The sequence below is a fragment of the Ciceribacter sp. L1K22 genome, assembly GCF_017599385.1.
Classification (GTDB): Bacteria; Pseudomonadota; Alphaproteobacteria; order Rhizobiales; family Rhizobiaceae; genus Allorhizobium.
Genome location: NZ_JAGFPK010000001.1, coordinates 653,106 through 673,250, shown reverse-complemented (window position 1 = coordinate 673,250; position 20,145 = coordinate 653,106). Strand labels below are relative to the sequence as shown.

Below are 20,145 nucleotides of genomic sequence, written 5' to 3'. Positions count from 1 at the left end.
GGTGCGGGTGATCATCCGAATACAAGGCCTCCATCGACGATGAGGTTCTGTCCGGTAACCGCCCGCGCCCAGGGACTCGCGAAGAAGAGAACGGCGTCCGCCAACTCCTCGGGTGTGGTCACCTGTCTCAACGGGGTGCTGCCGGCGATGAGGTCGAAGACGGCATCGGGCGTCGCCGCGCTTGCGTCCGTGACCCGCAACAGGCCGCCGGACACCATGTTTACGGTCACGCCCAAGGGGCCGAGTTCAGCAGCGGCCGTCCTCGTCAACGACAGCAGTGCCGCCTTCGCGGCCGTGTAGTCATGGTAAGGCACGACCGGGTTCTGGAAGAGGTTGGTCCCGATCAGGATCAGTCGCCCAAAGCCAGCTTCGGCCATGGCGGGCCGGATTTCGCGGATCAGGTTGAGCGCGCCGCCGACGCCGGTCTCGGCCTGCACCGAGATGTCCTGCCACGTCAAATCCGACAGCTTCGTCCGGGCGTCACCGTTGAAGACGAAATCAGCCAGCGCATTGTGGATCACGGTGGTAGGCGCTCCGAAGTGTTCCGTGACCGCACGCACCATGGCCGTGACCTCGCGCGGATCGCGGACATCGGCCTTGAACGCCGCCGTTGTTGGGCCGAGCGTTTTCGCCAGCGCTTCCGCCTTTTCCCGACTTTCGCGATAATTGATCGCAACGCGTGCACCTTCGCGGGCGAAGGCTGTGGCTATCGCGGCGCCCAGACCTCGCCCCGCGCCTGTCACAATGATGACCTGTTCCTTCAATGGCAGAGCCATCAGAATCCTCCCTTCCAGAGATGGTGAAAATGATGAACCGGGCCGTGTCCGGAGCCGACCGCCAAGGTCTCGGCTTCCTCGATCGCGCCGGTCAGCCAATCCTTGGCGACACGCACGGCGGTTCGCGGGGACAAACCCTTGGCAAGTTCGGCCGTGATCGCGCTCGACAGCGAGCAACCGGTACCATGGGTACTCTCGGTCTCGACTCTCGGCCCTTCGAACCACTCCGTCCCGGAAGGGCCGATGAGGACATCCGGGCTTTCATCGCCGCCAAGATGTCCCCCTTTGAGGAGAACGGCTTGCGGCCCCAAGGCCATCAGTCGGCGTGCCTGATCCGCCATTGTGGCTCTGTCGGAGGCTTCTTCCATCCCCAAAAGCACTGCTGACTCCGGTAGATTGGGCGTGATTACGGTCGCAAGCGGTAAGAGATGCTGGCGTACGGCGTCCACGGCATCGGCATCCAGAAGCGATGCCCCTCCCTTTGCCACCATGACCGGATCGAGGATGATCGGAACACGTGTGTGAGCCCGCAGGACTTCCGCCACTGCGATGGCATTGGCGGCTGTCGCGATCATGCCGATCTTCACCGCGTCCACGCGGACATCGGCGAAAACCATGCGGATCTGCTCGGCGAGGAAGTCGGCCTCGACCGGCACAAAGGCCGACACGCCTCGAGTGTTCTGCGCCGTCAGCGCGGTGATGGCGGCCATGCCGTATACGCCCCGGGCCGAAAAGCTCTTGAGATCGGCCTGGATTCCGGCACCGCCGGACGGATCGGAGCCCGCAATGGACAGGACATTCCGGATCATGCGCCAACCCCCTTCCACGCTGACACCAGCTCGGCGGCGGCCGCTGAGGGGTCCACCTGGCCGCAGATGGCCGAAACCACTGCAACGCCTGAGGCGCCCGATCTCCTGCAATCGGCCACGTGTGCCTTCTTGAGACCGCCGATCGCCACGGATGGCACCGGGCTCGCAGACGCCACATCGGCAAGTCCCGCAAAACCGATCGCGGGAGGATGGCCGGGTTTGGTGGCTGTCGGGAAGACGGGGCCGACGCCGACGTAGTCGACGACAGCCGTATCGATCCGGGCGGCTTCACTGATCGAGCCGATCGAAAGACCCAGGATCATTTCGTGGCCGATTCTTTCTCGCACCTCGGCGACAGGCGCATCGCCCTGGCCGACGTGAATTCCCGCGGCGCCCATGATGATCGCCGCCTCCACATCGTCGTTGACGATGATTGGGACACCCGTACCCGCAAGGATCGCCTTCAGAGCAAGCCCGGTTTCGACCAGATCATCCGTTGAGGCATGCTTGTTGCGGAGCTGTACCATCGTGACACCTCCGGCAACCGCAAGGCGGGCAGTCTCGACCATGCCGATGCCGGCACACAGAACGGGGTCCAGCACGAGATAGAGCGAAAGATCAAACGTCCTCATGACAGGCGTACCCGCGCCTTCTCATCAAGGGCCCTCCCGTCCACGCTTGCGAGCACGTCGAGGAAAGCGACCGCGAAGCTTCCGGGGCCGCATACATCGCGTTCCGCGAGCTCGCCAGCGACTGCGAAATGCGCGAGCGCTGCCGTAGTGGCGGTGAAGGCGTCCGGTTCGACCGCGGCATAAGCACCGACCAGGCAGGTAAGCGAGCAACCGAGCGCCGTGACCCTTGGCATCCAGACCGAGCCGCCGTCGATATGGGCCGTTCGCGTGCCATCGGTCACGAAATCTGTTCGTCCGGTCACCGCGACGATGCATTGCCGTGAAAGCGCAAGTTGCCTTGCGACATCCTCGGCTGCCGCAACGGCATCCCCTGCATCGACGCCTCTAGCGCTGCTGTTACCACCGCCGAGCGCCAAAATTTCGGAGGCGTTGCCACGAATGACCGTCGGCCGCAGATCCAGCAGCTCGGTAACGACCTTGCGGCGATAGGATGTCGCCATGTGGGCCACCGGATCGAGCACCCAGGGCCGTCCGGCGGCAGCAGCACTGTCGGCGGCAGATTTCATCCCGTCCGCCCAATCCGGGGACACCGTGCCCATGTTGATCGTCAGAGCGCCGGCAAATGCGGCGAATTCGCCGGCCTCCTCGACGCTATGCACCATGGCGGGCGACGCTCCTGCCGCTAACAAAACGTTGGCGGCGACATTCATGGCGACATAATTGGTGATGCACTGGACGAGCGGCGCAGCATCGCGCATGGACGCCAAGTGTTTACCGGGAGTGCTGGAAGTCATCTCATTGCCCTTTCGTGGCGGGCAAATCGACAGGAGCTGACGACTATCGCTGGGACACGGGCGTCGGCTCCGAGCGACTCCCTCCGCCAGCATTATCTGGTTCAGGTTCAAAGGGTACATCTCAGCCCGTGTGACCACGAGCGCCCCTGTCTCTCAAGCGGGGTTATGATTGGCAGGCTTTCGCCGGCCTGTCACGTGAAAATTCCACGCGGGCTCTCTTCGGTGGGAGCGTCCGTCAAAGCAGGGAGAGGTTTTCCGCCTTCAATCTGGCGATGCGATCCTCATCGCGGCGATAGAAAATCCATTGCTTGATCTTCTTCGGTCGAACCAGCCCGGCACCGACCAGAACGCGCATATGTTCCGACAAGGTGGCCTGGGATATGCCCAGCTTCTGCGCAATGAAAACGGCACAGACGCCATCGCTACCGAAATCGCCATCCGCCTGCGGTGGAAAATGCGTGGACGGCGACTTGAGCCATTCGAGAATGGCCAATCGCTTTTCGTTGGCGAGCGCTTTGTACAGGTCCACGTCTTGCATTTCGTTATTTTGCGAAGTAACGAAGAATTGTCAATCCAGGGAGGTACCGTTAGTGTCCATCGGCCCAGTCACGCGTGAGCGCATAGAACAAGTTTCGAGTGTCATCCGGACCTACGTGCGCCATACCCCCGTTCTTTCCGTCGGCGCGCAGGACTTTGGTCTCGATGGCGGTCCGATCGACCTGAAGCTGGAATACCTGCAGCATTCCGGTTCCTTCAAGGCGCGCGGAGCCTTCGCGAGCCTTCTGACGCGGGAAATTCCGAAGGCGGGCGTCGTTGCGGCCTCGGGCGGCAATCATGGCGCCGCTGTCGCCTACGCCGCGCAGAAACTCGGCATAAAGGCGACGATCTTCGTTCCAACCATCAGCACCAAGGCGAAGACGGACCGCATTCGTAGTTACGGGGCGGACCTCGTTGTCGGCGGGGATCTCTATGCCGATGCATTGGCGGCCAGCGAGGAGTTCGTGGCCCGGACCGGCGCCCTTCCTATCCACGCCTATGACCAGGTGGAAACGCTGCTGGGCCAGGGAACGCTTGGCGGAGAGATCGAGGATGACATTCCGGAAATGACCACGCTTCTCGTGGCTGTCGGCGGTGGCGGCCTGATCGGCGGTCTCGCGGCATGGTTCGAGGATCGTGTGCGCATCATTGCGGTGGAGCCCGAGATGGCACCAACGCTCAATCATGCGCTTGCGGCCGGCAAACCGGTCGATGCGCCGGCTGGCGGCGTCGCAGCCGATTCGCTGGCGCCGAGACAGATCGGCAAACTGATGTTTCCGATCGCGCGGGCGCACGTCGCCCAATCCGTGCTCGTGCCTGACGAGGCAATCGTCGGCGCACAGAAGGCTCTGTGGGATCATGCGAGAATCGCGACAGAGCCCGGCGGGGCCACGGCATTCGCGGCGCTTCTCTCCGGACGATACGTGCCCGAACCGGGCGAAAAACTTGCCGTTCTCGTTTGTGGAGCAAACACGACCGCCGTCAATTTTGGCTAAGGTCCCGTTGCGGTTGCTAGCGCGAACACGTTGCCGCGCGCATCGAAACCGGGTTAGTTCCGAACCTGCCTCTCCTACCGCAAGGATCACTCCATGACCGACCAGACCGTCTTCAGCCGGAGCTATGCCGGTTTCCTTTTCGACATGGACGGGACACTGCTCAACTCCATTGCCGCTGCGGAACGGGTCTGGAGCCGGTGGGCGATACGGCACGGGCTCGACGTGGAGGCTTTCCTACCGACCATGCATGGCAAACGTGGCATCGACACGATCCGCGGCGTCGGCCTCACCGGGATCGACGCTGAGGCAGAAGCCCTAGTCATCGAACGCGAAGAGATCGAGGACGTCGAAGGTGTCGTGCCGCTACCCGGTGCGATCGATTTCCTGAATGCCCTGCCCCGTGATCGCTGGTCGATCGTCACCTCGGCGCCGATCGCGCTGGCCCGGGCCCGTATCGAAGCCGCCGGTCTTCCGCAACCGTCGGTGATCGTCACGGCCGAGGATGTCACGCTCGGCAAGCCCGATCCGGCCGGTTACCGGCTCGGCGCGAGCCGCATCGGTGCCGAGCCCGCACAATGCCTGGTGTTCGAGGACGTAATGGCCGGCGTTCTTGCCGGCGAGGCAGCCGGCGCTGACGTCATGGTGGTGACTGCAACCCACAGCCATGCACTAGCGACCCGTCATCCGACGATTGCGAGCTACGAGGAACTTACTGTCGATATAGATGCAGACGGTATGTTGCGGCCTGCACGACGCGCTTGAGCATCAGGCCGCTTTCGCGACCTGATACTCCTTGATGGCGACCATCTTGATCGCCGGATAGCGCTCGGCCTCGTAGCGGAGCGAGAAGGTATCCTGCGCCATGAAGACGGGATCGCCATCGAGGTCGCGGCAGATATCACCACGACGCTGGGTGATGAACTTCTCAAGCTCTGCCGGCTGTTCCGCCGAAATCCAGCGGCACACCGAAAAGCGGGCGATTTCGAAGGACACCGGCAGGCCGTATTCGGCCGACAGACGCTCCTTCAGAACGTCGAGCTGCAGCGCTCCGACCACACCGACGATGGCTGGCGAGCCGTCCTCGGGAGAGAAGAGCTGAACGACGCCCTCCTCCGCCATCTGCTGCAGCGCTTCCTTCAGCTTCTTCGCCTTCATCGCGTCTTCAAGGCGCACGCGACGGAGGATTTCCGGCGCGAAGTTGGGTACGCCCTGGAAGACCAGCGGCTCGCCCTCGGTCAGCGTATCGCCGATCCTGAGCGTTCCGTGGTTCGGAATGCCGACGACGTCGCCGGCATAGGCCGTGTCCGCTAGCTGTCGCTGCGAGGCGAAGAAGAACTGTGGCGCCGTCAGGCCGAGTTGTTTTCCGGTGCGCGACAGTCGCGCCTTCATGCCCCGCTCAAGCTTGCCCGAGCAGATGCGGGCGAAGGCGATGCGGTCACGGTGGTTGGGGTCCATGTTCGCCTGGATCTTGAAGACGAAGGCCGTCATCTTGTCTTCGTTCGCATGGACCTTGCGGATATCTGCCACCTGGTCGCGCGGCGGAGGCGCGAAGTCCCCCAGCGCGTTGATCAGGTCGCGAACGCCGAAATTGCGCAAGGCCGATCCGAAGAACACCGGCGTCATGTGCCCTTCGAGAAAGCTCTGGCGATCGAACGGGCGGCAGGCTTCTCGGGCGAGTTCAAGCTCGTCGATGAACGCTTGGCGCTCGTTCTCCGGCAGATTGTCAGCAACGCTCTGCGGACCGTTGACCGGCAGCGGCTCGACCTGGGCATCGTTGCCGCGGAAGGTATTGTTCGCCAGATGATAGGAGCCGCAGAAGGTCTTGGAGCGGCCAACCGGCCATGTGATCGGCGCGGTATCGAGCGCCAGCTTTTCCTCGACCTCGTCCAGGATCTCGAAGGGATCACGGCTCTCGCGGTCCATCTTGTTGACGAAGGTGATGATCGGGATATCGCGCATGCGGCAGACTTCGAACAACTTCAGAGTCCGGGGCTCGATACCCTTTGCGGCATCGATGACCATGACGGCCGCATCCACCGCCGTGAGCGTGCGATAGGTGTCGTCGGCGAAGTCCTCGTGCCCGGGGGTGTCGAGGATGTTGAAGACGTTTCCGTCATACTCGAACGTCATGACCGAGGTGACGACAGAAATGCCGCGCTCGCGCTCGATCTTCATCCAGTCGGACCGGGTCTGGATACGATCCTTCTTGGCCTTCACTTCGCCGGCGAGCTGGATGGCGCCGCCGAACAGCAACAGCTTTTCGGTGAGCGTCGTCTTACCGGCATCCGGGTGCGCGATAATAGCAAAGGTGCGGCGGCGGGAGACCGCCTCTGCGAGCGTTTCGGCCATGTGCATGAATCCTGTGAGTTGCCGGCTATCTAGCGACTAAACGGTCTTATTGCAATTGACCTCGACGAACCCGACCGGGAACATGGCATCATGAGCATTCAACATGACGTTCGCCCCACCCTGAAACTCGTCCGGCTGCCCCACGGCGCGGGACTGGATCTTCCGTCTTACGAAACAGCGGGCGCTGCCGGCATGGACGTTCGCGCCGCGGTGCCGGACGGAGAGCCGTTGGTGATCGCTCCTGGCAAGCGCGCCCTGGTGCCGAGTGGCTTCGTCTTCGAGATACCGGCGGGTTATGAGATACAGATCAGGCCGCGCTCGGGCCTCGCCTTCAAGAACGGCATAACCTGTCTCAACACGCCGGGTACGATCGACAGCGACTATCGTGGGGAAGTAAAGGTTCTGCTGGTGAACCTCGGAGACGAGGACTTCACTGTCATCAGAGGCATGCGGATTGCCCAGATGGTGATCGCGCCTGTCGTTCAGGCGGCCGTCAGCGAGGTTACTTCGGCGACCGAGACTGTGCGAGGCGCAGGCGGCTTTGGCTCAACCGGCACAGCCTGAAGAAAACTGCCTTAGCGCCGAACCTCCAGCGCCATCCGCAAGGCAAGACCAGCGAGAACCGTGCCCATCAACCATCGCTGGATCACGATCCAGAACAGATGCCGCGCGAGGAAAATCGCGATCCTTCCGGCCATGGCGGCAATGGTGGCATTCACGGACACGCTGATGGTGATCTGGGTGAAGCCTAGCACGATGGACTGCAGGAAGACGCTACCGCGCGACGGATCGAGGAACTGCGGCAGCAAGGACAGATAAAGAACTGCCACCTTCGGGTTCAGCAGGCTGGTAACCAGACCCATGACGAACAAGCGGCGCGGCGGGTCCTTTCGTAAGTCCCGCACCTGAAAGGGCGAGCGTCCGCCAGGCTTCAAAACCTGCCACGCCAGCCAACCCAGGTAGAGCGCACCCGCGATCTTCAGCGCTTCGAAGGCAAGCGGTACCGCGAGCAGGAGAACGGTGATCCCGACCGCCGATGACAGCATGTAGACGACAAAGCCGAGCGCCACGCCCCCAAGCGAGATAAGCCCTGCCAGCGATCCCTGACAAATCGAACGAGAGACCAGATAGATCATGTTGGGCCCCGGTGTCAGCACCATGCCGAGACAGATGAGGCCGAAGGCGAGAAAAGTCGGAAAACTTGGCATGTAAAGACCCGATAGGAGCGTCGGCCGAATAGACGGCGTTTGCTCTCTCCCCCGCAACGGGCGAAGTTGTCACCGTTGCAAGTTTCCGTAAGGCGTTTTAGGAACGCCGTGAGAGAGGAGCATCACCATGACGTTGACCACGATTGTCGCCTATTGCGGGGCATTGTTCATCGCGGCAGCCATCCCGGGACCCGGGATGACCGCGATCGTGGCACGCGCGCTTGGTTCAGGCTTTCGGCCTACCTTCTTCATGGGCTTGGGCCTCATTCTCGGCGACCTGATCTACCTCACCGCCGTAATCCTGGGGCTTGCCCTTGTCGCGAAGACGTTCGTACTCCCCTTCGTCATCATCAAATTTCTTGGCGTTCTCTACCTCGTCTATATCGCATGGAAGCTCTGGACCGCCGGCCTTTTGCCGCAGGATATCAAGGCGGAACGCGCGACGAACCCTTGGATGTCCTTTCTGTCCGGGCTCCTGGTAACCCTCGGCAACCCGAAAACCATGTTGTTCTACGTCGCGCTCGTGCCGACGCTCTTGCCGTTGGAAGCGATCGGGCCCGCGGATTGCGTCATGCTCGTCGGACTAACCTTCATCGTCCTGATGTCCGTTTTGCTTCCCTATATTCTGCTCGCTGCTCAGGCTCGCGGGTTGCTGAAACGACCTTCGGCACTCCAGGCGCTGAACCGATCAGCCGCGGGCATTCTTGCGGGGACAGCAGCCTACATCGCGGCAAAGGCTGCCTGAGCAAACATTTTCCGTCCTACTCTTGAAGGCTGGTACCAGAGTTCTGGCGACAATCGCCGTTTACACCTATGTTCTCTCGAAACGGCAGACAGGGAGAAACATCATGAGCGAAGCCAGAAAGCCCGGCAGGGGCAGGATTTATTCCTCGATCACCGAAACGATCGGCGACACACCGATTGTCAGGTTGGACAAGCTTGCGCGGGAGAAGGGCGTCAAGGCCCACCTGCTGGCAAAGCTGGAATTCTTCAACCCGATCGCCTCGGTGAAGGACCGGATCGGGGTCGCGATGCTGGAGAGCCTGGAGGCGCAGGGCAAGATATCGCCCGGCAAGACGACGCTTATCGAACCGACCTCCGGCAATACGGGCATCGCGCTTGCCTTCGCTGCAGCGGCCAAGGGATATCGACTGATCCTGACGATGCCGGAGACGATGTCGATGGAACGTCGCAAGATGCTCGCGCTGCTCGGCGCGGAACTGGTTCTGACCGAAGGGCCGAAGGGCATGAAGGGAGCGATCGCCAAGGCTCAGGAACTGGCCGAGACCACACCGGACGCCGTTATCCCGCAACAGTTCGAGAACCCGGCCAACCCTGAGATCCACCGCAAGACGACCGCGGAAGAGATCTGGAACGACACGGACGGCGCGATCGACATTCTGGTCTCCGGTATCGGGACAGGTGGAACGATTACCGGTACAGGCCAGGTTCTAAAGGCCAGGAAGCCGTCCATCAAGGTCGTTGCCGTTGAGCCGGCAGACAGTGCGGTGTTGTCCGGCGGCAATCCGGGGCCGCACAAGATCCAGGGTATCGGCGCAGGTTTCGCGCCCGCCATTCTCGACACCAAAGTCTATGACGAGGTCGTCACCGTCACGAATGACGAGGCGTTCGAAGCCGCGAGACTGGTCGCCCGCCTTGAAGGTGTTCCGGTCGGCATTTCATCGGGAGCAGCGCTGACTGCGGCGATCCGGGTTGGGCAGCGGGAGGAGAACGCCGGCAAGTCGATCGTGGTCATCATTCCCTCCTTCGCTGAACGTTACCTGTCCACGGCACTGTTCGCAGGCCTCGGCGACTGACAAGCGGCAAGGGGCGGGAACCTGTTTCCCGCCCTTTCGGCAGTGCATTGCGGTTCAAGGGGGTGTCGGGTAATTACACTGTTCTTCGATAGTTGATACGTATCTCCGAGGCCATGCGCGCTTTTCTCTATTCCTTGCCGGCCTTTGCCTCCGTTCAGAACCGGTTGTCGAAAACCGGCACGATCCTGACATACGTCGCGAGCCTCGTGGTTTTCGGTATTGCCCTCGCCGTGCGACACTGGTTCGACCCGGTCCTACCCGTCGGCTTTCCTTTCCTCACGTTCTTTCCCGCCGTCGTTATCTGCGGGTTCGTATTCGGCGTTCGCCAGGGACTGCTGGTGGCGGTCCTCTCCGGGATATCGGCCTGGTATTTCTTCATAAGTCCCGGTCGCTTCGACGTATCAGCCGGTACACTTCTTGCAATGGGGCTCTATCTTTTCGTCATCGTCACCGATCTGACCCTGATCTATCTGGTGATGCGCGCCTATCGTGTCGAAATCGATGCGCGGGAGGAGATCCAGCGGCTCGCCGACCGCCAGGAGGTGATGGCGCAGGAGCTCGATCACCGGCTCAAGAACATCTTCGCCACCATCAACGCGATCATCAGCCTGTCGCTTAAACACGCATCGAGCGCCGAGGAACTGGCGGCGCGCCTGCGCGAGCGCCTGAACGCGCTAGGGCGGTCGAACCTCCTGCTGCGCGGCCTTCGCGAAGGCGAGGATGCCTCGTTGCAGAGCGTTATCTTCCAGGCGCTGGAGCCGTTTGCGGTGGTCGGTACGTCGCGTTTTTCCGCTTCCGGTCCAAGGGTCCCGGTCGGCGGCCAGACCGTTGTCATCCTGAGTCTGATCCTGCACGAATTGGGAACGAACGCCGCGAAGTATGGCGCGCTCAGCGTTAACGACGGCCATCTCGCCCTGAAGTGGCATGTGCTCGATGCCTCCGATGACCAGACGGGTCAGCTTGTCATCGAGTGGTTGGAGACAGGCGGACCCGTGCCGATCGCGCCGCAATCTGGAACAGGTGGTTTCGGCTCCACTCTCATTCAACGGGTTGTCGCGGGCGTTCGGGGACGGACAGAAATCGCTTTCCCGCCCAGTGGCGTCACCGTTCGCCTGACACTGCCGCTCGACATGCTGGGCACCGACAAAGCCAGTTGAAGATCGGCGCGGGACGAAATGTACTCACGTCAGGCTGCGGCGACGAGCCTTTCGGCCGGGATACGATAGGAAATCGCCTCGGCCAGATGAATCCGCCCCAGCTTATCCGAGCCGTCCAGATCCGCGAGCGTTCGCGCCACTTTCAGCACCCGATGATACCCGCGTGCGGAGAACTGGAATTTCTCGGCCGCATCCCTCAATAACTGAAGACCTCCCGTGTCAATTTCCGCCAGCTTCTCAATCTGCGCGGTAGACGCCTTTGCATTGACAAGCACGGTGGAGGCACCGGCGACGGAATACCGCTCGCGTTGACGCTCACGCGCCGTGGCCACCCGACGTGCGACGTCGGCGCTCGGCTCCGCCGGCTTCGGCCTGATGAGATCGGCGGCCGAGACGGCCGGCACGTCGATGCGGATGTCGATGCGGTCCATCAACGGTCCGGAGATGCGCGCCTGATAGTCCGACTGACAGCGAGGTCCCCTAGCGCAGGTATGGCCAGGTTCGCCAGCCATGCCGCATCGGCAGGGGTTCATGGCTGCCACCAACTGGAATCCCGCCGGATAGCTGACGCGGTGATTGGCTCTGGCGATCACGCATTCGCCGGTCTCCAGGGGCTGTCGAAGCGCGTCCAGCACTTGCGGCGTGAATTCCGGAAACTCGTCGAGGAAAAGAATGCCGTGATGGGCCAGCGATGCCTCGCCCGGCTTTGCCCGTAGGCCGCCGCCGACAAGCGCCGCCATGGTGGCGGAATGGTGCGGCGTCCTGAAGGGTCTTCGGTCAGAAAGCTTGCCGCCCGACAACTGCCCGGCGATCGAGTGCACCATCGATACCTCGAGCAGCTCCGCGGGCGACAGCGGCGGGAGGATCGATGGCAGGCGCGCCGCCAACATGGATTTCCCCGAACCTGGCGGTCCCACCATCAAAAGGTTATGTCCTCCGGCCGCCGCGACTTCCAGAGCGCGCTTTGCGCTTTCCTGACCCTTGATGTCAGCGAGGTCAGGCAAGTTGGCGGGGCTGGTCCTTACCGCCGGCTCCGGTCGCGACAGAACCTGTGTTCCACGAAAATGGTTGGCAAGGCCAATCAGGCTGCGCGGTGCGAGAATGTCGATGTCAGAACCGGCCCAGGCTGCCTCGGGTCCGCTTTCGGCCGGGCAGATCAGACCTTTGTCCATGGCGTTGGCGGCGATCGCCGCCGGCAATGCACCTGCAACGGGGGCTATCGTGCCATCAAGGTTGAGCTCACCGATGACGACATAGCCGCCCAGAGCGTCCGCCGGGATCGCACCAAGAGCCGCCATCAATCCTAGCGCGATCGGCAGATCGAAATGGGATCCCTCTTTCGGGAGGTCTGCCGGCGCCAGATTGATCGTCACTTTTTTGGCGGGCAAAGCAAGTCCCGAGGCGTGCAGGGCCGCCTGCACACGCTCGCGGCTTTCGGCCACCGCCTTATCGGGAAGCCCGACGATATGCATGTTGATCTTTCCCGGCGCCACCATCACCTGGACTTCCACCGGAACGCCTTCAATGCCCTGAAACGCCACCGTGCTGACACGAGCTACCATCGCCTGCCCCCTCGGTCCCCGCACGCACCCTACATCCATCGCGTGCAATGAGAGATTGGCACGACTCTCGCCGACAGACAAGAACATTCAGCGAACAAAGCGCGAGAAAATCGCCGCCCGGTTGCAACCGGTTGTAAATGCAGAACGAAAGCGGATCAGGTTATGCGGGCGGACGATTGTGCCTGCGATCGATGGCATCCCAAAGAAGCGCTGCGATATCCGCCCCACCGAACTTCTTCACCTCACGAATTCCAGTGGGGGACGTCACATTGATCTCGGTCATATAGTCGCCAATGACGTCGATACCGACCAGAAGGAAGCCTCGCTCGCGAAGCGCCGGGCCAATGCGGCTGCAGATTTCCTTTTCCCGCGCCGTTAGCTCTGTGGCCTCCGCCCTGCCACCAACATGCATATTCGATCGGCTATCATGTTCGGCAGGAACGCGATTGATCGCTCCGACCGGCTCCCCGTCCACAAGGATAATGCGCTTGTCCCCCTTGCGCACCGCAGGCAGATAAGCCTGAGCGATAAAGGGCTCGCGGAACATCTGGTGGAACATTTCCATCAGGGATGAAAAGTTGCGGTCATCCCGTGTCGAGTGGAACACACCCGCACCGCCATTGCCGTAGAGCGGCTTCAAGATGATGTCGCCCATCTCCTGGCGGAAGCGCGCGATCTCTGCTGGATCACGGGTAATCAGCGTTGCCGGCATGAGGTCAGCAAACTCGGTGACGAAGATTTTCTCCGGAGAATTCCGCACCCATGCAGGATCGTTGACAACCAGCGTCTTCGGTTGAAGGCGTTCCAGCATATGAGTGGAGGTAATGTAGGCCATGTCGAAGGGCGGGTCTTGGCGGAGCAGGACGACGTCCATGGTCGAAAGATCGACTCGTTCAGGCTCACCCAGAGTAAAATGATTGCCCTTCTCGTCCTGCAACTCCATGGGCTCGGCGGTGGCGTACACCTTGCCATCGCGCATCGACAGGCGATCCGGCGTGTAATGAAACAGCCGGTAGCCGCGAGCCTGAGCCTCAAGGCTCATGGCGAAGGTGGAATCCCCCGCTATATTGATGCCGGAGACATGGTCCATCTGGACCGCCACGTTTTTGATCTTGGCCATGCGCCGCCCCTCGTTGAAAGCCACCCTGATTTAGGATGGCTTCCGTGTGATGGCAACGGCAGCGGCCGTTCTTTCGCCAGGCCGTTGCCGAAGCGCCTCAGCCACCGATTGTGGCAGGGCCACCAGAGCGCAGGGCGTCGCGGAGACGGAAGAGCGCGGCTATGGCCGCCGGCATTGGTCGCCGCAGGAAGGCAACCTTCCGCACGTAGTTATCGATACGCCAGGTGGCCCATGTCCGGCCGCGGAAATAGGCTATGTCGCCGGCACGCAGGAGGCGCTGGGTGCCGTCTTCCGCTGTGACAAGAACTTCGCCTTCCTGGATGACAACCGTCTCGTCCCAACCGAAATACCAGCGAAACTCGCCTGCGGTGCAATCCCAAAGCGCCGTCCAGCCAGCCTTGTCCTCGCTCTCGGAATGTCGCGACATACGAGCGACCGGCGTTCCCCGAATGATCCAGTCGGGATTGATCGGATCAGGCTCAAGATGCATCTCGTGACTATTCGCGGTGACCAACGGTGGTGATCCGCCAACCGGCATGCGACCGTAACCTGCCGCCATCACCCCTGCCATACCCGCCAGCAAAAGCTTTACAGCCATCGTTTCTCCCCTCTTGGCTCAACCGTGAAAAACTATCACGAAAGGAGTGAAGGAAGGCTCGATGCCTTCTGTAGGATTTTAACGATCCGGGCCGTCAGACGGAGCTGACCTAGAGCGCTGGCATCAGCGGTTGCGTGGAGCGAACGGCGCGGCTCATATCGACGCTGGCGTCGCCACGATCGATGCGACGACCGTCCTTGCCGAAGAAGTGCAGGCGCGCCGGGTCGACAGCGAGCCCCATGCGCCCCGTGATCTCGGCATCTATCGGCAGCACCGCAGCGAGCGGTTGGCCACCCAGGAGGCCGTGAACAAGGCGACTGGCACCCAGTTCCTCCACCAGATCGACCTCAAGCGGCAACATGATATTGCCCGGAGCCGCATCGATCATCAGGTCTTCCGCGCGAATGCCGACGGTCACCTCACCTTCCAATCCCTCAAGTCCCGGAAGCGAGAGTTCCACCCCATCGACCGAGACTGTCGAGCCGTGCGCATGTCCGTTGAGCAGGTTCATTGCCGGAGAGCCAATGAAGCCGGCCACAAAGGTCGAGGCCGGACGATGATAGACCTGGAGAGGCGTGCCGATCTGTTCGATCTGTCCGCCGTTCAAAACCACAAGCCGGTCGGCAAGCGTCATGGCCTCCAGCTGATCATGCGTGACATAGATCGCGGTGGTGCCGAGCCGGCGCTGGAGCTTGCGGATTTCGCCGCGCATCGTGACGCGCAGCTTCGCATCAAGGTTCGACAGCGGCTCGTCGAAGAGGAAAACGGCCGGCTTTCGGACGATTGCACGGCCCATTGCGACCCGCTGCCGCTGACCGCCCGACAACGCACGCGGCTTACGATCGAGATATTTCTCGATCTCCAGCATCTTCGCGGCCTCTTGTACGCGTGCGTGGATTTCGCTCTTCGGCGTTTTCCGGTTTTTCAGCCCGTAGGCAAGATTGTCGTAAACGCTCATGTGCGGATAAAGCGCATAGTTCTGGAAGACCATGGCGATATCGCGATCTGCCGGGTCGATGCGATTGACGACGCGATCGCCGATGCTGACCGTGCCCTCGCTGATGCTCTCTAGACCCGCGACCATGCGCAGCAGCGTAGACTTGCCGCAGCCGGATGGGCCCACAAGCACGATGAATTCGCCGTCGGCGATCGAGATGTCGATGTCCTTCACGGCGCGAACGCCGCCGTCATAGACCTTCGAGACCTTGGAGATGTCTATGGAAGCCATGGGAGCGCCCTTTCCTATTTATCGCTTTCTGTGAGGCCCTTGATGAACCAGCTCTGGAACACCACCACCACCACGATCGGCGGCAGCATTGCGAGCACAGCCATGGCGAAGGCCTCGTTGTAATCGGGGATTTGAGAACCGACCCAGACCTGCAGGATCTGCTTGATGCCGCGCATGAGGGTGTAGAAGCTCTCGTCCGTGGTCATCAGCATCGGCCAGAGATACTGGTTCCAGCCATAGACGAACATGATGATGAAAACGGCCGCGATCATTGTCCGCGACAGCGGCACCAGCACGTCGATCAGGAACTTGAACGGCCCCGCGCCATCGATGCGGGCAGCCTCCAGAAGTTCCTCCGGCACGGACTTGAAGAACTGCCGGAAGAAGAAGGTGCCCGTCGCCGACGCGAGCAAAGGGAGGATCAGGCCGGTATAGCTGTTGAGCAGGCCAAGGTCGCTCATCACCTTGTAGGTCGGCATGATCCGGACCTCCAATGGCAGAAGCAGAGTCGTGAAGATCAGCCAGAACGCCAGCGTTGCGAAACGAAAGCGAAAGTAGACTATGGCGTAGGCCGCAAGCATCGAAAGCACGATCTTGCCGACTGCAAAGCCCAAACCGAGGATGAGCGAATTGGCTGCCATCGTCAGGCCGGTCACTTGGCCCGTAAAGCCGCCACTGCTGAAGAGAACCTTTCCGTAGGTCTCCGTCAGGTTGTCGCCCGGCGTCAGCATCAGACCCTTCGTGTGGATTTCGGCGGCGGTGTGGGTGGAGGTCATGAAGGCGACCACGATCGGCCCGAGCATCAGAACGACTCCGGCGATGAGGATCAGGTGGTCGAAAAACTTTGTACGATACATCACCGGCCCCTCAACCGTAGTGGACGCGCCGCTCGATGAAGCGGAACTGGATCATGGTGAGCACGAGAACGACAATCATCAGGATGACCGACTGGGCGGAGGACGAGCCCAGATCGTTGCCACGGAAGCCGTCGGTGTAGACCTTGTAGACGAGCGTGATCGGATTGTTGGCCGGCTTGTCCTTCACGATGACATCGATGACGCCGAAAGTGTCGAACAGCGAATAGGTCATGTTGATGACCAGAAGGAAGAAGGCCGTCGGCATCAGCAGCGGGAAAATGATCGTCCAGAACCGGCGCGTGCCGGATCTGCAGTCGATCGCGGCTGCCTCGCGGACGGAAGCGGGTATGCCCTGGAGCCCCGACAGGAAGAAGATGAAGTTGTAGGGAATCTGGTTCCAGACCGCGATCATCACCATGGCGAAGGCGGTGTCGAAATAGTTCAGGCCGATCTTCATGTCCCAGCCGAACAGCGCCACGAACTTCACGAATGGTCCGATATGCTGGTCAAAGAACATCATGCCGATCAGACCGGCGACCGGCGGGGCGATGGCGTAAACGACGATCAGAAGCGTCTTGTAGGTCGATTGACCGCGGATCACCGCATCCGCCTTGAGCGCAAGAAGGAGGCCGACAGACAGCACGAGAATCGTGACGATCACGCTATAGGCGATCGTGAAAAGCGCGATCCGTCGATATTCGGCGGACGCGAACGCATCCATGTAGTTGCTCAGGCCAACAAAGCTCGAGCCGAAGCCGAAAGGGTCTTCGATGTAGAAGGACGATTGGATCGCCTGAACCGACGGCCAGTAGAAGAAGATCGAGATGATCGCGAACTGGGGCAGCAGGAACAGGTACGGAAGATAGCGCGAGTCGAACTGGACACGCTTCATCGGACACCCCTCAAGGAAAGTCCCGGGAGCTTTCGCCCCCGGGATTCAGGACTGGACAGGCGACTGATATCAGCCGGCGGTCTTGGCGAAGCGGGCGAGCAGCTCGTCGGCTTCCTTCTTGATGGTTTCCATGGCTTCCTTCGGCGTGGTCTCGCCGGCGAAGATGCGGTTGTATTCGCGCTCCATCACCGAACGGATCTGCGGGTAGAAGCCCATACGGTAGCCCTTATCCCACTCGGCGCCCGGCAGCGAAAGCTGCTGGATGCCAACCTCGGCAACCGGGGTCTTCTCGTAGTAGCCTTCGGACTTGGCAAGCTCATAGGCAGCCTTGGTGATGGCGACATAACCGGTGGCCTGGTGGTAGAACTTCTGCAGTTCCGGCGAGGTCAGGAACTGGAAGAAGGACGCCGTGCAGGTGTTCTCGGCTTCAGACTTGCCGGCCATCGCGAAGAGGGCAGCGCCGCCGATGAAGGTATGGACGCCTTCCGGATGAACCGACTTCCAGTAGGGCAGGAAGGTTGCCGAGAAGGGCATCGTCGCGGTCTTCTGGAGACCACCGAACGAGCCGGACGAACCGATCCAGAGGGCGACCTTGCCTTCCTCGAACGGCTTCTGGTTGTCGCTCCAGCCAGCACCATAGTAACCGAAGTAGCCGGCGTCGTACCACTCCTTCAGCTTTTCGTACATCATGACGTGGTTCGGGTCGGTGACGTTGATGGTCGTATCGACGACGCTGTCATAGCCGTTGTTGTTCGAGGCGAACTGCAGGTTATGACGGGAGAAGAAGTTCTCGGTGAACTGCCAGGTCAGCTGGGCCTGAACCAGGGGGGTGTAGCCGGCTTCCTTGAGCTTGGGCGCGATCGCTTCAAACTCTTCCCAGGTCTTGGGAGCCTCGACACCGGCCTTCTGAAGGGCTTCGGTGTTGATGTACATGATCGGCGCCGACGAGTTGAACGGCATGCCGACGAACTTGCCCTCGGAATCAGCATAGAAATAGCGAACGCCCTCGATGAAGGCTTCGCGATCGAATTCGAACCCGGCGTTCTTGATCAGGTCCTCGGCAGGGATGGTCGCGCCCTTGGCATTGATGATCGTCGCCGCGCCGGCGTCGAACACCTGCAGGATGTTGGGCTGTTCGCCCGACCGGAAGGCGGCGATGCCGGCAGACAGGGCTTCTTCGTAAGTGCCCTTGGAAACCGGGGTCAGAACGCATTCGCTCTGCGATTCGTTGAACTTCTGGGAAACTTCGTTGATGACTTCGCCGTTACGGCCACCCATGCCGTGCCACCAGGTGATGTTGGTCGCGGCAAGCGTGGTCGATGCGGTCATGGACAGGGCCAGCGCGGCCATGGAAAAAGTCTTGAACATGGGAAAAATCCTCTCCGCCAGTGTTGGGGCACGGAGGCAATAGCCATGTCGCGTGACGGCCGAATTACACTTTCGTGACAGAAAAATTACATTCCCGGCCGCGGCCGGAACGGCGGTGCCGAGTCAAAATGCATCCTTGAAGTGAACAGGCAGCCTCCACGCCCTGATCGCCAGAATGTCATAGCGGCGTGCGAGGAGATGGGCGTCGCGGCGCCGGCTGATCCAGAGGTCACTCGCAGCGCGGATCCGCCGCTTCGTCGGTTCGTTCACGGCATCCACAGCGGCCTGCAGGGTTCGACGGGATTTCACCTCGACGAAGGCGATCACATTGCCCTTGCGAACCACGAGATCGATTTCTCCAAGGCCCGTCTTGTAGCGCAGCGCCAGGATGCGGTAGCCCCGCGACAACAGGAAAAGCGCTCCGAGCCACTCGGCGAGGTGGCCCCACCGCTCTGCCCGTCGTCGCCGTCCGCCGTTATCGACCGCCTGCATGATCGTCCTTCAGCTCGATCAGCCGCTGATAAAGGTCCCGCCGCGGCAGCCCGGTCTGTCGGGCAGCCTCGGAGGCCGCCTTTCCGACCGACAGGTCGGACGAAAGACGACGAAGCAGTTCGTCGACGTCCTTTTCGCCGGGTGGCAGTGGCGGATCCGGCGGAGCGATCACCAGGACAATCTCGCCCTTGACCGTCCTGTCCGCATAATCCATCGCCAATTGTGCAAGAGTATCGCGCCGAAACTCTTCGAACGTCTTCGTCAGTTCGCGGCACACGGCAGCGCGGCGTCTTCCCCCCAGCACATCAGCGGCTGCCGACAGCGTCGCGCCGATACGATGGGGCGATTCGAAGAAGATCAGGGTGCCGGGCACCTGCCGCAATTCCTCAAGGCGATCGCGCTTCGCCTTGTCCTTGGTCGGGAGGAAGCCGGCGAACAGGAACGTATCATTCGAGAGGCCGGAGCCGACGAGCGCGGCGAGCGGCGCCGACGCGCCGGGTATTGGCACGACGCGGTATCCGGCTTCGATTGCGAGCTGTCCCAGCCTGTAGCCGGGATCAGACACCAGCGGCGTGCCGGCGTCGGACACGAGCGCCACGGATTTGCCAGCGGCGAGCGCCTCGATCAACCTCGGGCCGACCTCGTCCGCATTGTGTTCGTGGTAGGCATAAGGCCGGGTTGCGATGCCGTAGCGATCGAGCAGAACCCTCGTGACGCGCGTATCCTCGCAGGCGAGCACATCGGCTGCGGCCAGAGTTTCCAATGCGCGCAGCGTGATATCGCCGAGGTTCCCGATCGGCGTCGCCACCAGATAAAGGGCTGTTTCTATCGGGCGCGCGGCCACGGCCACGTCGTTTACCCGATAAGTCCGGGCAGCGGCGGGCCGCTCGTCTTTGTCTTCTGTTACACTCACTTCAATCGTCCCGGGCAGCTTCAGTCCTTTATGCTGGAGGG

22 protein-coding genes and 1 riboswitch are annotated in these 20,145 nt (G+C 61.5%); of the genes, 6 read left to right on the top strand and 16 right to left on the bottom strand.

What is annotated here, in order from left to right; genetic code table 11:
- Nucleotides 1–11: 11 nt before the first annotated feature.
- The 5 genes from J5J09_RS03305 to J5J09_RS03285 form a co-directional block, all read right to left on the bottom strand.
- Nucleotides 12–776 carry a 3-oxoacyl-ACP reductase gene (locus tag J5J09_RS03305; RefSeq protein ID WP_208548272.1) on the bottom strand — a complete coding sequence of 255 codons (765 nt, stop codon included), beginning with the start codon at nt 774–776 and terminating at the stop codon, nt 12–14.
- Nucleotides 776–1,585 carry a bifunctional hydroxymethylpyrimidine kinase/phosphomethylpyrimidine kinase gene (thiD, locus tag J5J09_RS03300; RefSeq protein ID WP_208548271.1) on the bottom strand — a complete coding sequence of 270 codons (810 nt, stop codon included), beginning with the start codon at nt 1,583–1,585 and terminating at the stop codon, nt 776–778. The genes J5J09_RS03305 and thiD overlap by 1 nt, the downstream gene beginning before the upstream one ends.
- On the bottom strand, nt 1,582–2,217 hold the full coding sequence (thiE, locus tag J5J09_RS03295) for a thiamine phosphate synthase (protein WP_208548270.1): 636 nt from the start codon (nt 2,215–2,217) through the stop codon (nt 1,582–1,584). The genes thiD and thiE overlap by 4 nt, the downstream gene beginning before the upstream one ends.
- Nucleotides 2,214–3,011: a hydroxyethylthiazole kinase gene (thiM, locus tag J5J09_RS03290; RefSeq protein WP_208548269.1), complete on the bottom strand. Its 798-nt coding sequence runs from the start codon at nt 3,009–3,011 to the stop codon at nt 2,214–2,216. The genes thiE and thiM overlap by 4 nt, the downstream gene beginning before the upstream one ends.
- A 61-nt stretch (nt 3,012–3,072) precedes the next feature.
- A riboswitch (TPP riboswitch) is annotated at nt 3,073–3,169 on the bottom strand.
- Between the two features lie 77 nt (nt 3,170–3,246).
- The gene (locus tag J5J09_RS03285) at nt 3,247–3,549 is read right to left on the bottom strand and encodes a metalloregulator ArsR/SmtB family transcription factor (RefSeq protein ID WP_208548268.1); all 303 of its coding nucleotides are present in this window, start codon (nt 3,547–3,549) and stop codon (nt 3,247–3,249) included.
- 52 nt (nt 3,550–3,601) lie between these two features.
- Here J5J09_RS03285 and J5J09_RS03280 point away from each other — a divergent pair, with 52 nt between their 5' ends.
- Nucleotides 3,602–4,543 carry a threonine/serine dehydratase gene (locus J5J09_RS03280; RefSeq protein WP_348646410.1) on the top strand — a complete coding sequence of 314 codons (942 nt, stop codon included), beginning with the start codon at nt 3,602–3,604 and terminating at the stop codon, nt 4,541–4,543.
- 93 nt (nt 4,544–4,636) lie between these two features.
- Nucleotides 4,637–5,305 carry an HAD-IA family hydrolase gene (locus J5J09_RS03275; protein ID WP_208548266.1) on the top strand — a complete coding sequence of 223 codons (669 nt, stop codon included), beginning with the start codon at nt 4,637–4,639 and terminating at the stop codon, nt 5,303–5,305.
- Nucleotides 5,306–5,308: 3 nt separating this feature from the next.
- Here the strand turns inward: J5J09_RS03275 and J5J09_RS03270 are convergent, their stop codons facing one another.
- Nucleotides 5,309–6,892, bottom strand: coding sequence for a peptide chain release factor 3 (locus tag J5J09_RS03270; RefSeq protein ID WP_208548265.1), 1,584 nt, complete (start codon nt 6,890–6,892; stop codon nt 5,309–5,311).
- A 90-nt stretch (nt 6,893–6,982) separates the two neighbouring features.
- Here J5J09_RS03270 and dut point away from each other — a divergent pair, with 90 nt between their 5' ends.
- A complete protein-coding gene (gene dut, locus J5J09_RS03265; RefSeq protein WP_208548264.1) occupies nt 6,983–7,456 on the top strand; it encodes a dUTP diphosphatase in 474 nt (157 codons plus the stop codon).
- 11 nt (nt 7,457–7,467) lie between these two features.
- Here the strand turns inward: dut and J5J09_RS03260 are convergent, their stop codons facing one another.
- Nucleotides 7,468–8,100: a LysE family translocator gene (locus J5J09_RS03260; protein WP_208548263.1), complete on the bottom strand. Its 633-nt coding sequence runs from the start codon at nt 8,098–8,100 to the stop codon at nt 7,468–7,470.
- Nucleotides 8,101–8,227: 127 nt separating this feature from the next.
- Between J5J09_RS03260 and J5J09_RS03255 the strand changes: the two genes are divergently transcribed.
- From J5J09_RS03255 to J5J09_RS03245, 3 genes are all read left to right on the top strand, one after another.
- Nucleotides 8,228–8,845 carry a LysE family translocator gene (locus tag J5J09_RS03255; protein WP_208548262.1) on the top strand — a complete coding sequence of 206 codons (618 nt, stop codon included), beginning with the start codon at nt 8,228–8,230 and terminating at the stop codon, nt 8,843–8,845.
- 103 nt (nt 8,846–8,948) lie between these two features.
- Nucleotides 8,949–9,917 (top strand): cysteine synthase A, encoded by a 969-nt coding sequence (gene cysK, locus J5J09_RS03250; protein WP_208548261.1) that lies wholly within the window; start codon nt 8,949–8,951, stop codon nt 9,915–9,917.
- 113 nt (nt 9,918–10,030) lie between these two features.
- A complete protein-coding gene (locus J5J09_RS03245) occupies nt 10,031–11,074 on the top strand; it encodes an HWE histidine kinase domain-containing protein (protein WP_208548260.1) in 1,044 nt (347 codons plus the stop codon).
- Between the two features lie 29 nt (nt 11,075–11,103).
- On the opposite strand, the gene J5J09_RS03240 is transcribed toward J5J09_RS03245, so the two are convergent.
- The 9 genes from J5J09_RS03240 to rsmI all read right to left on the bottom strand — a co-directional run bounded on the left by J5J09_RS03240 (nt 11,104) and on the right by rsmI (nt 20,104).
- A complete protein-coding gene (locus J5J09_RS03240; RefSeq protein WP_208548259.1) occupies nt 11,104–12,636 on the bottom strand; it encodes a YifB family Mg chelatase-like AAA ATPase in 1,533 nt (510 codons plus the stop codon).
- 160 nt (nt 12,637–12,796) lie between these two features.
- Nucleotides 12,797–13,756 (bottom strand): glutathione synthase, encoded by a 960-nt coding sequence (gshB, locus tag J5J09_RS03235; protein WP_208548258.1) that lies wholly within the window; start codon nt 13,754–13,756, stop codon nt 12,797–12,799.
- A 97-nt stretch (nt 13,757–13,853) separates the two neighbouring features.
- A complete protein-coding gene (locus tag J5J09_RS03230; protein WP_208548257.1) occupies nt 13,854–14,354 on the bottom strand; it encodes a cupin domain-containing protein in 501 nt (166 codons plus the stop codon).
- Between the two features lie 109 nt (nt 14,355–14,463).
- Nucleotides 14,464–15,582, bottom strand: a complete 1,119-nt coding sequence (locus J5J09_RS03225; RefSeq protein ID WP_208548256.1) for a sn-glycerol-3-phosphate import ATP-binding protein UgpC — start codon at nt 15,580–15,582, stop codon at nt 14,464–14,466.
- A gap of 14 nt (nt 15,583–15,596) precedes the next feature.
- On the bottom strand, nt 15,597–16,439 hold the full coding sequence (gene ugpE / locus J5J09_RS03220; RefSeq protein WP_208548255.1) for a sn-glycerol-3-phosphate ABC transporter permease UgpE: 843 nt from the start codon (nt 16,437–16,439) through the stop codon (nt 15,597–15,599).
- Between the two features lie 10 nt (nt 16,440–16,449).
- The gene (locus J5J09_RS03215) at nt 16,450–17,331 is read right to left on the bottom strand and encodes an ABC transporter permease subunit (protein WP_208548254.1); all 882 of its coding nucleotides are present in this window, start codon (nt 17,329–17,331) and stop codon (nt 16,450–16,452) included.
- Nucleotides 17,332–17,400: 69 nt separating this feature from the next.
- Nucleotides 17,401–18,699, bottom strand: a complete 1,299-nt coding sequence (locus tag J5J09_RS03210) for an extracellular solute-binding protein (protein WP_208548253.1) — start codon at nt 18,697–18,699, stop codon at nt 17,401–17,403.
- A gap of 123 nt (nt 18,700–18,822) precedes the next feature.
- On the bottom strand, nt 18,823–19,191 hold the full coding sequence (locus J5J09_RS03205; protein ID WP_208548252.1) for a YraN family protein: 369 nt from the start codon (nt 19,189–19,191) through the stop codon (nt 18,823–18,825).
- The gene (gene rsmI, locus J5J09_RS03200) at nt 19,175–20,104 is read right to left on the bottom strand and encodes a 16S rRNA (cytidine(1402)-2'-O)-methyltransferase (RefSeq protein ID WP_348646409.1); all 930 of its coding nucleotides are present in this window, start codon (nt 20,102–20,104) and stop codon (nt 19,175–19,177) included. The genes J5J09_RS03205 and rsmI overlap by 17 nt, the downstream gene beginning before the upstream one ends.
- Nucleotides 20,105–20,145 lie beyond the last annotated feature (41 nt).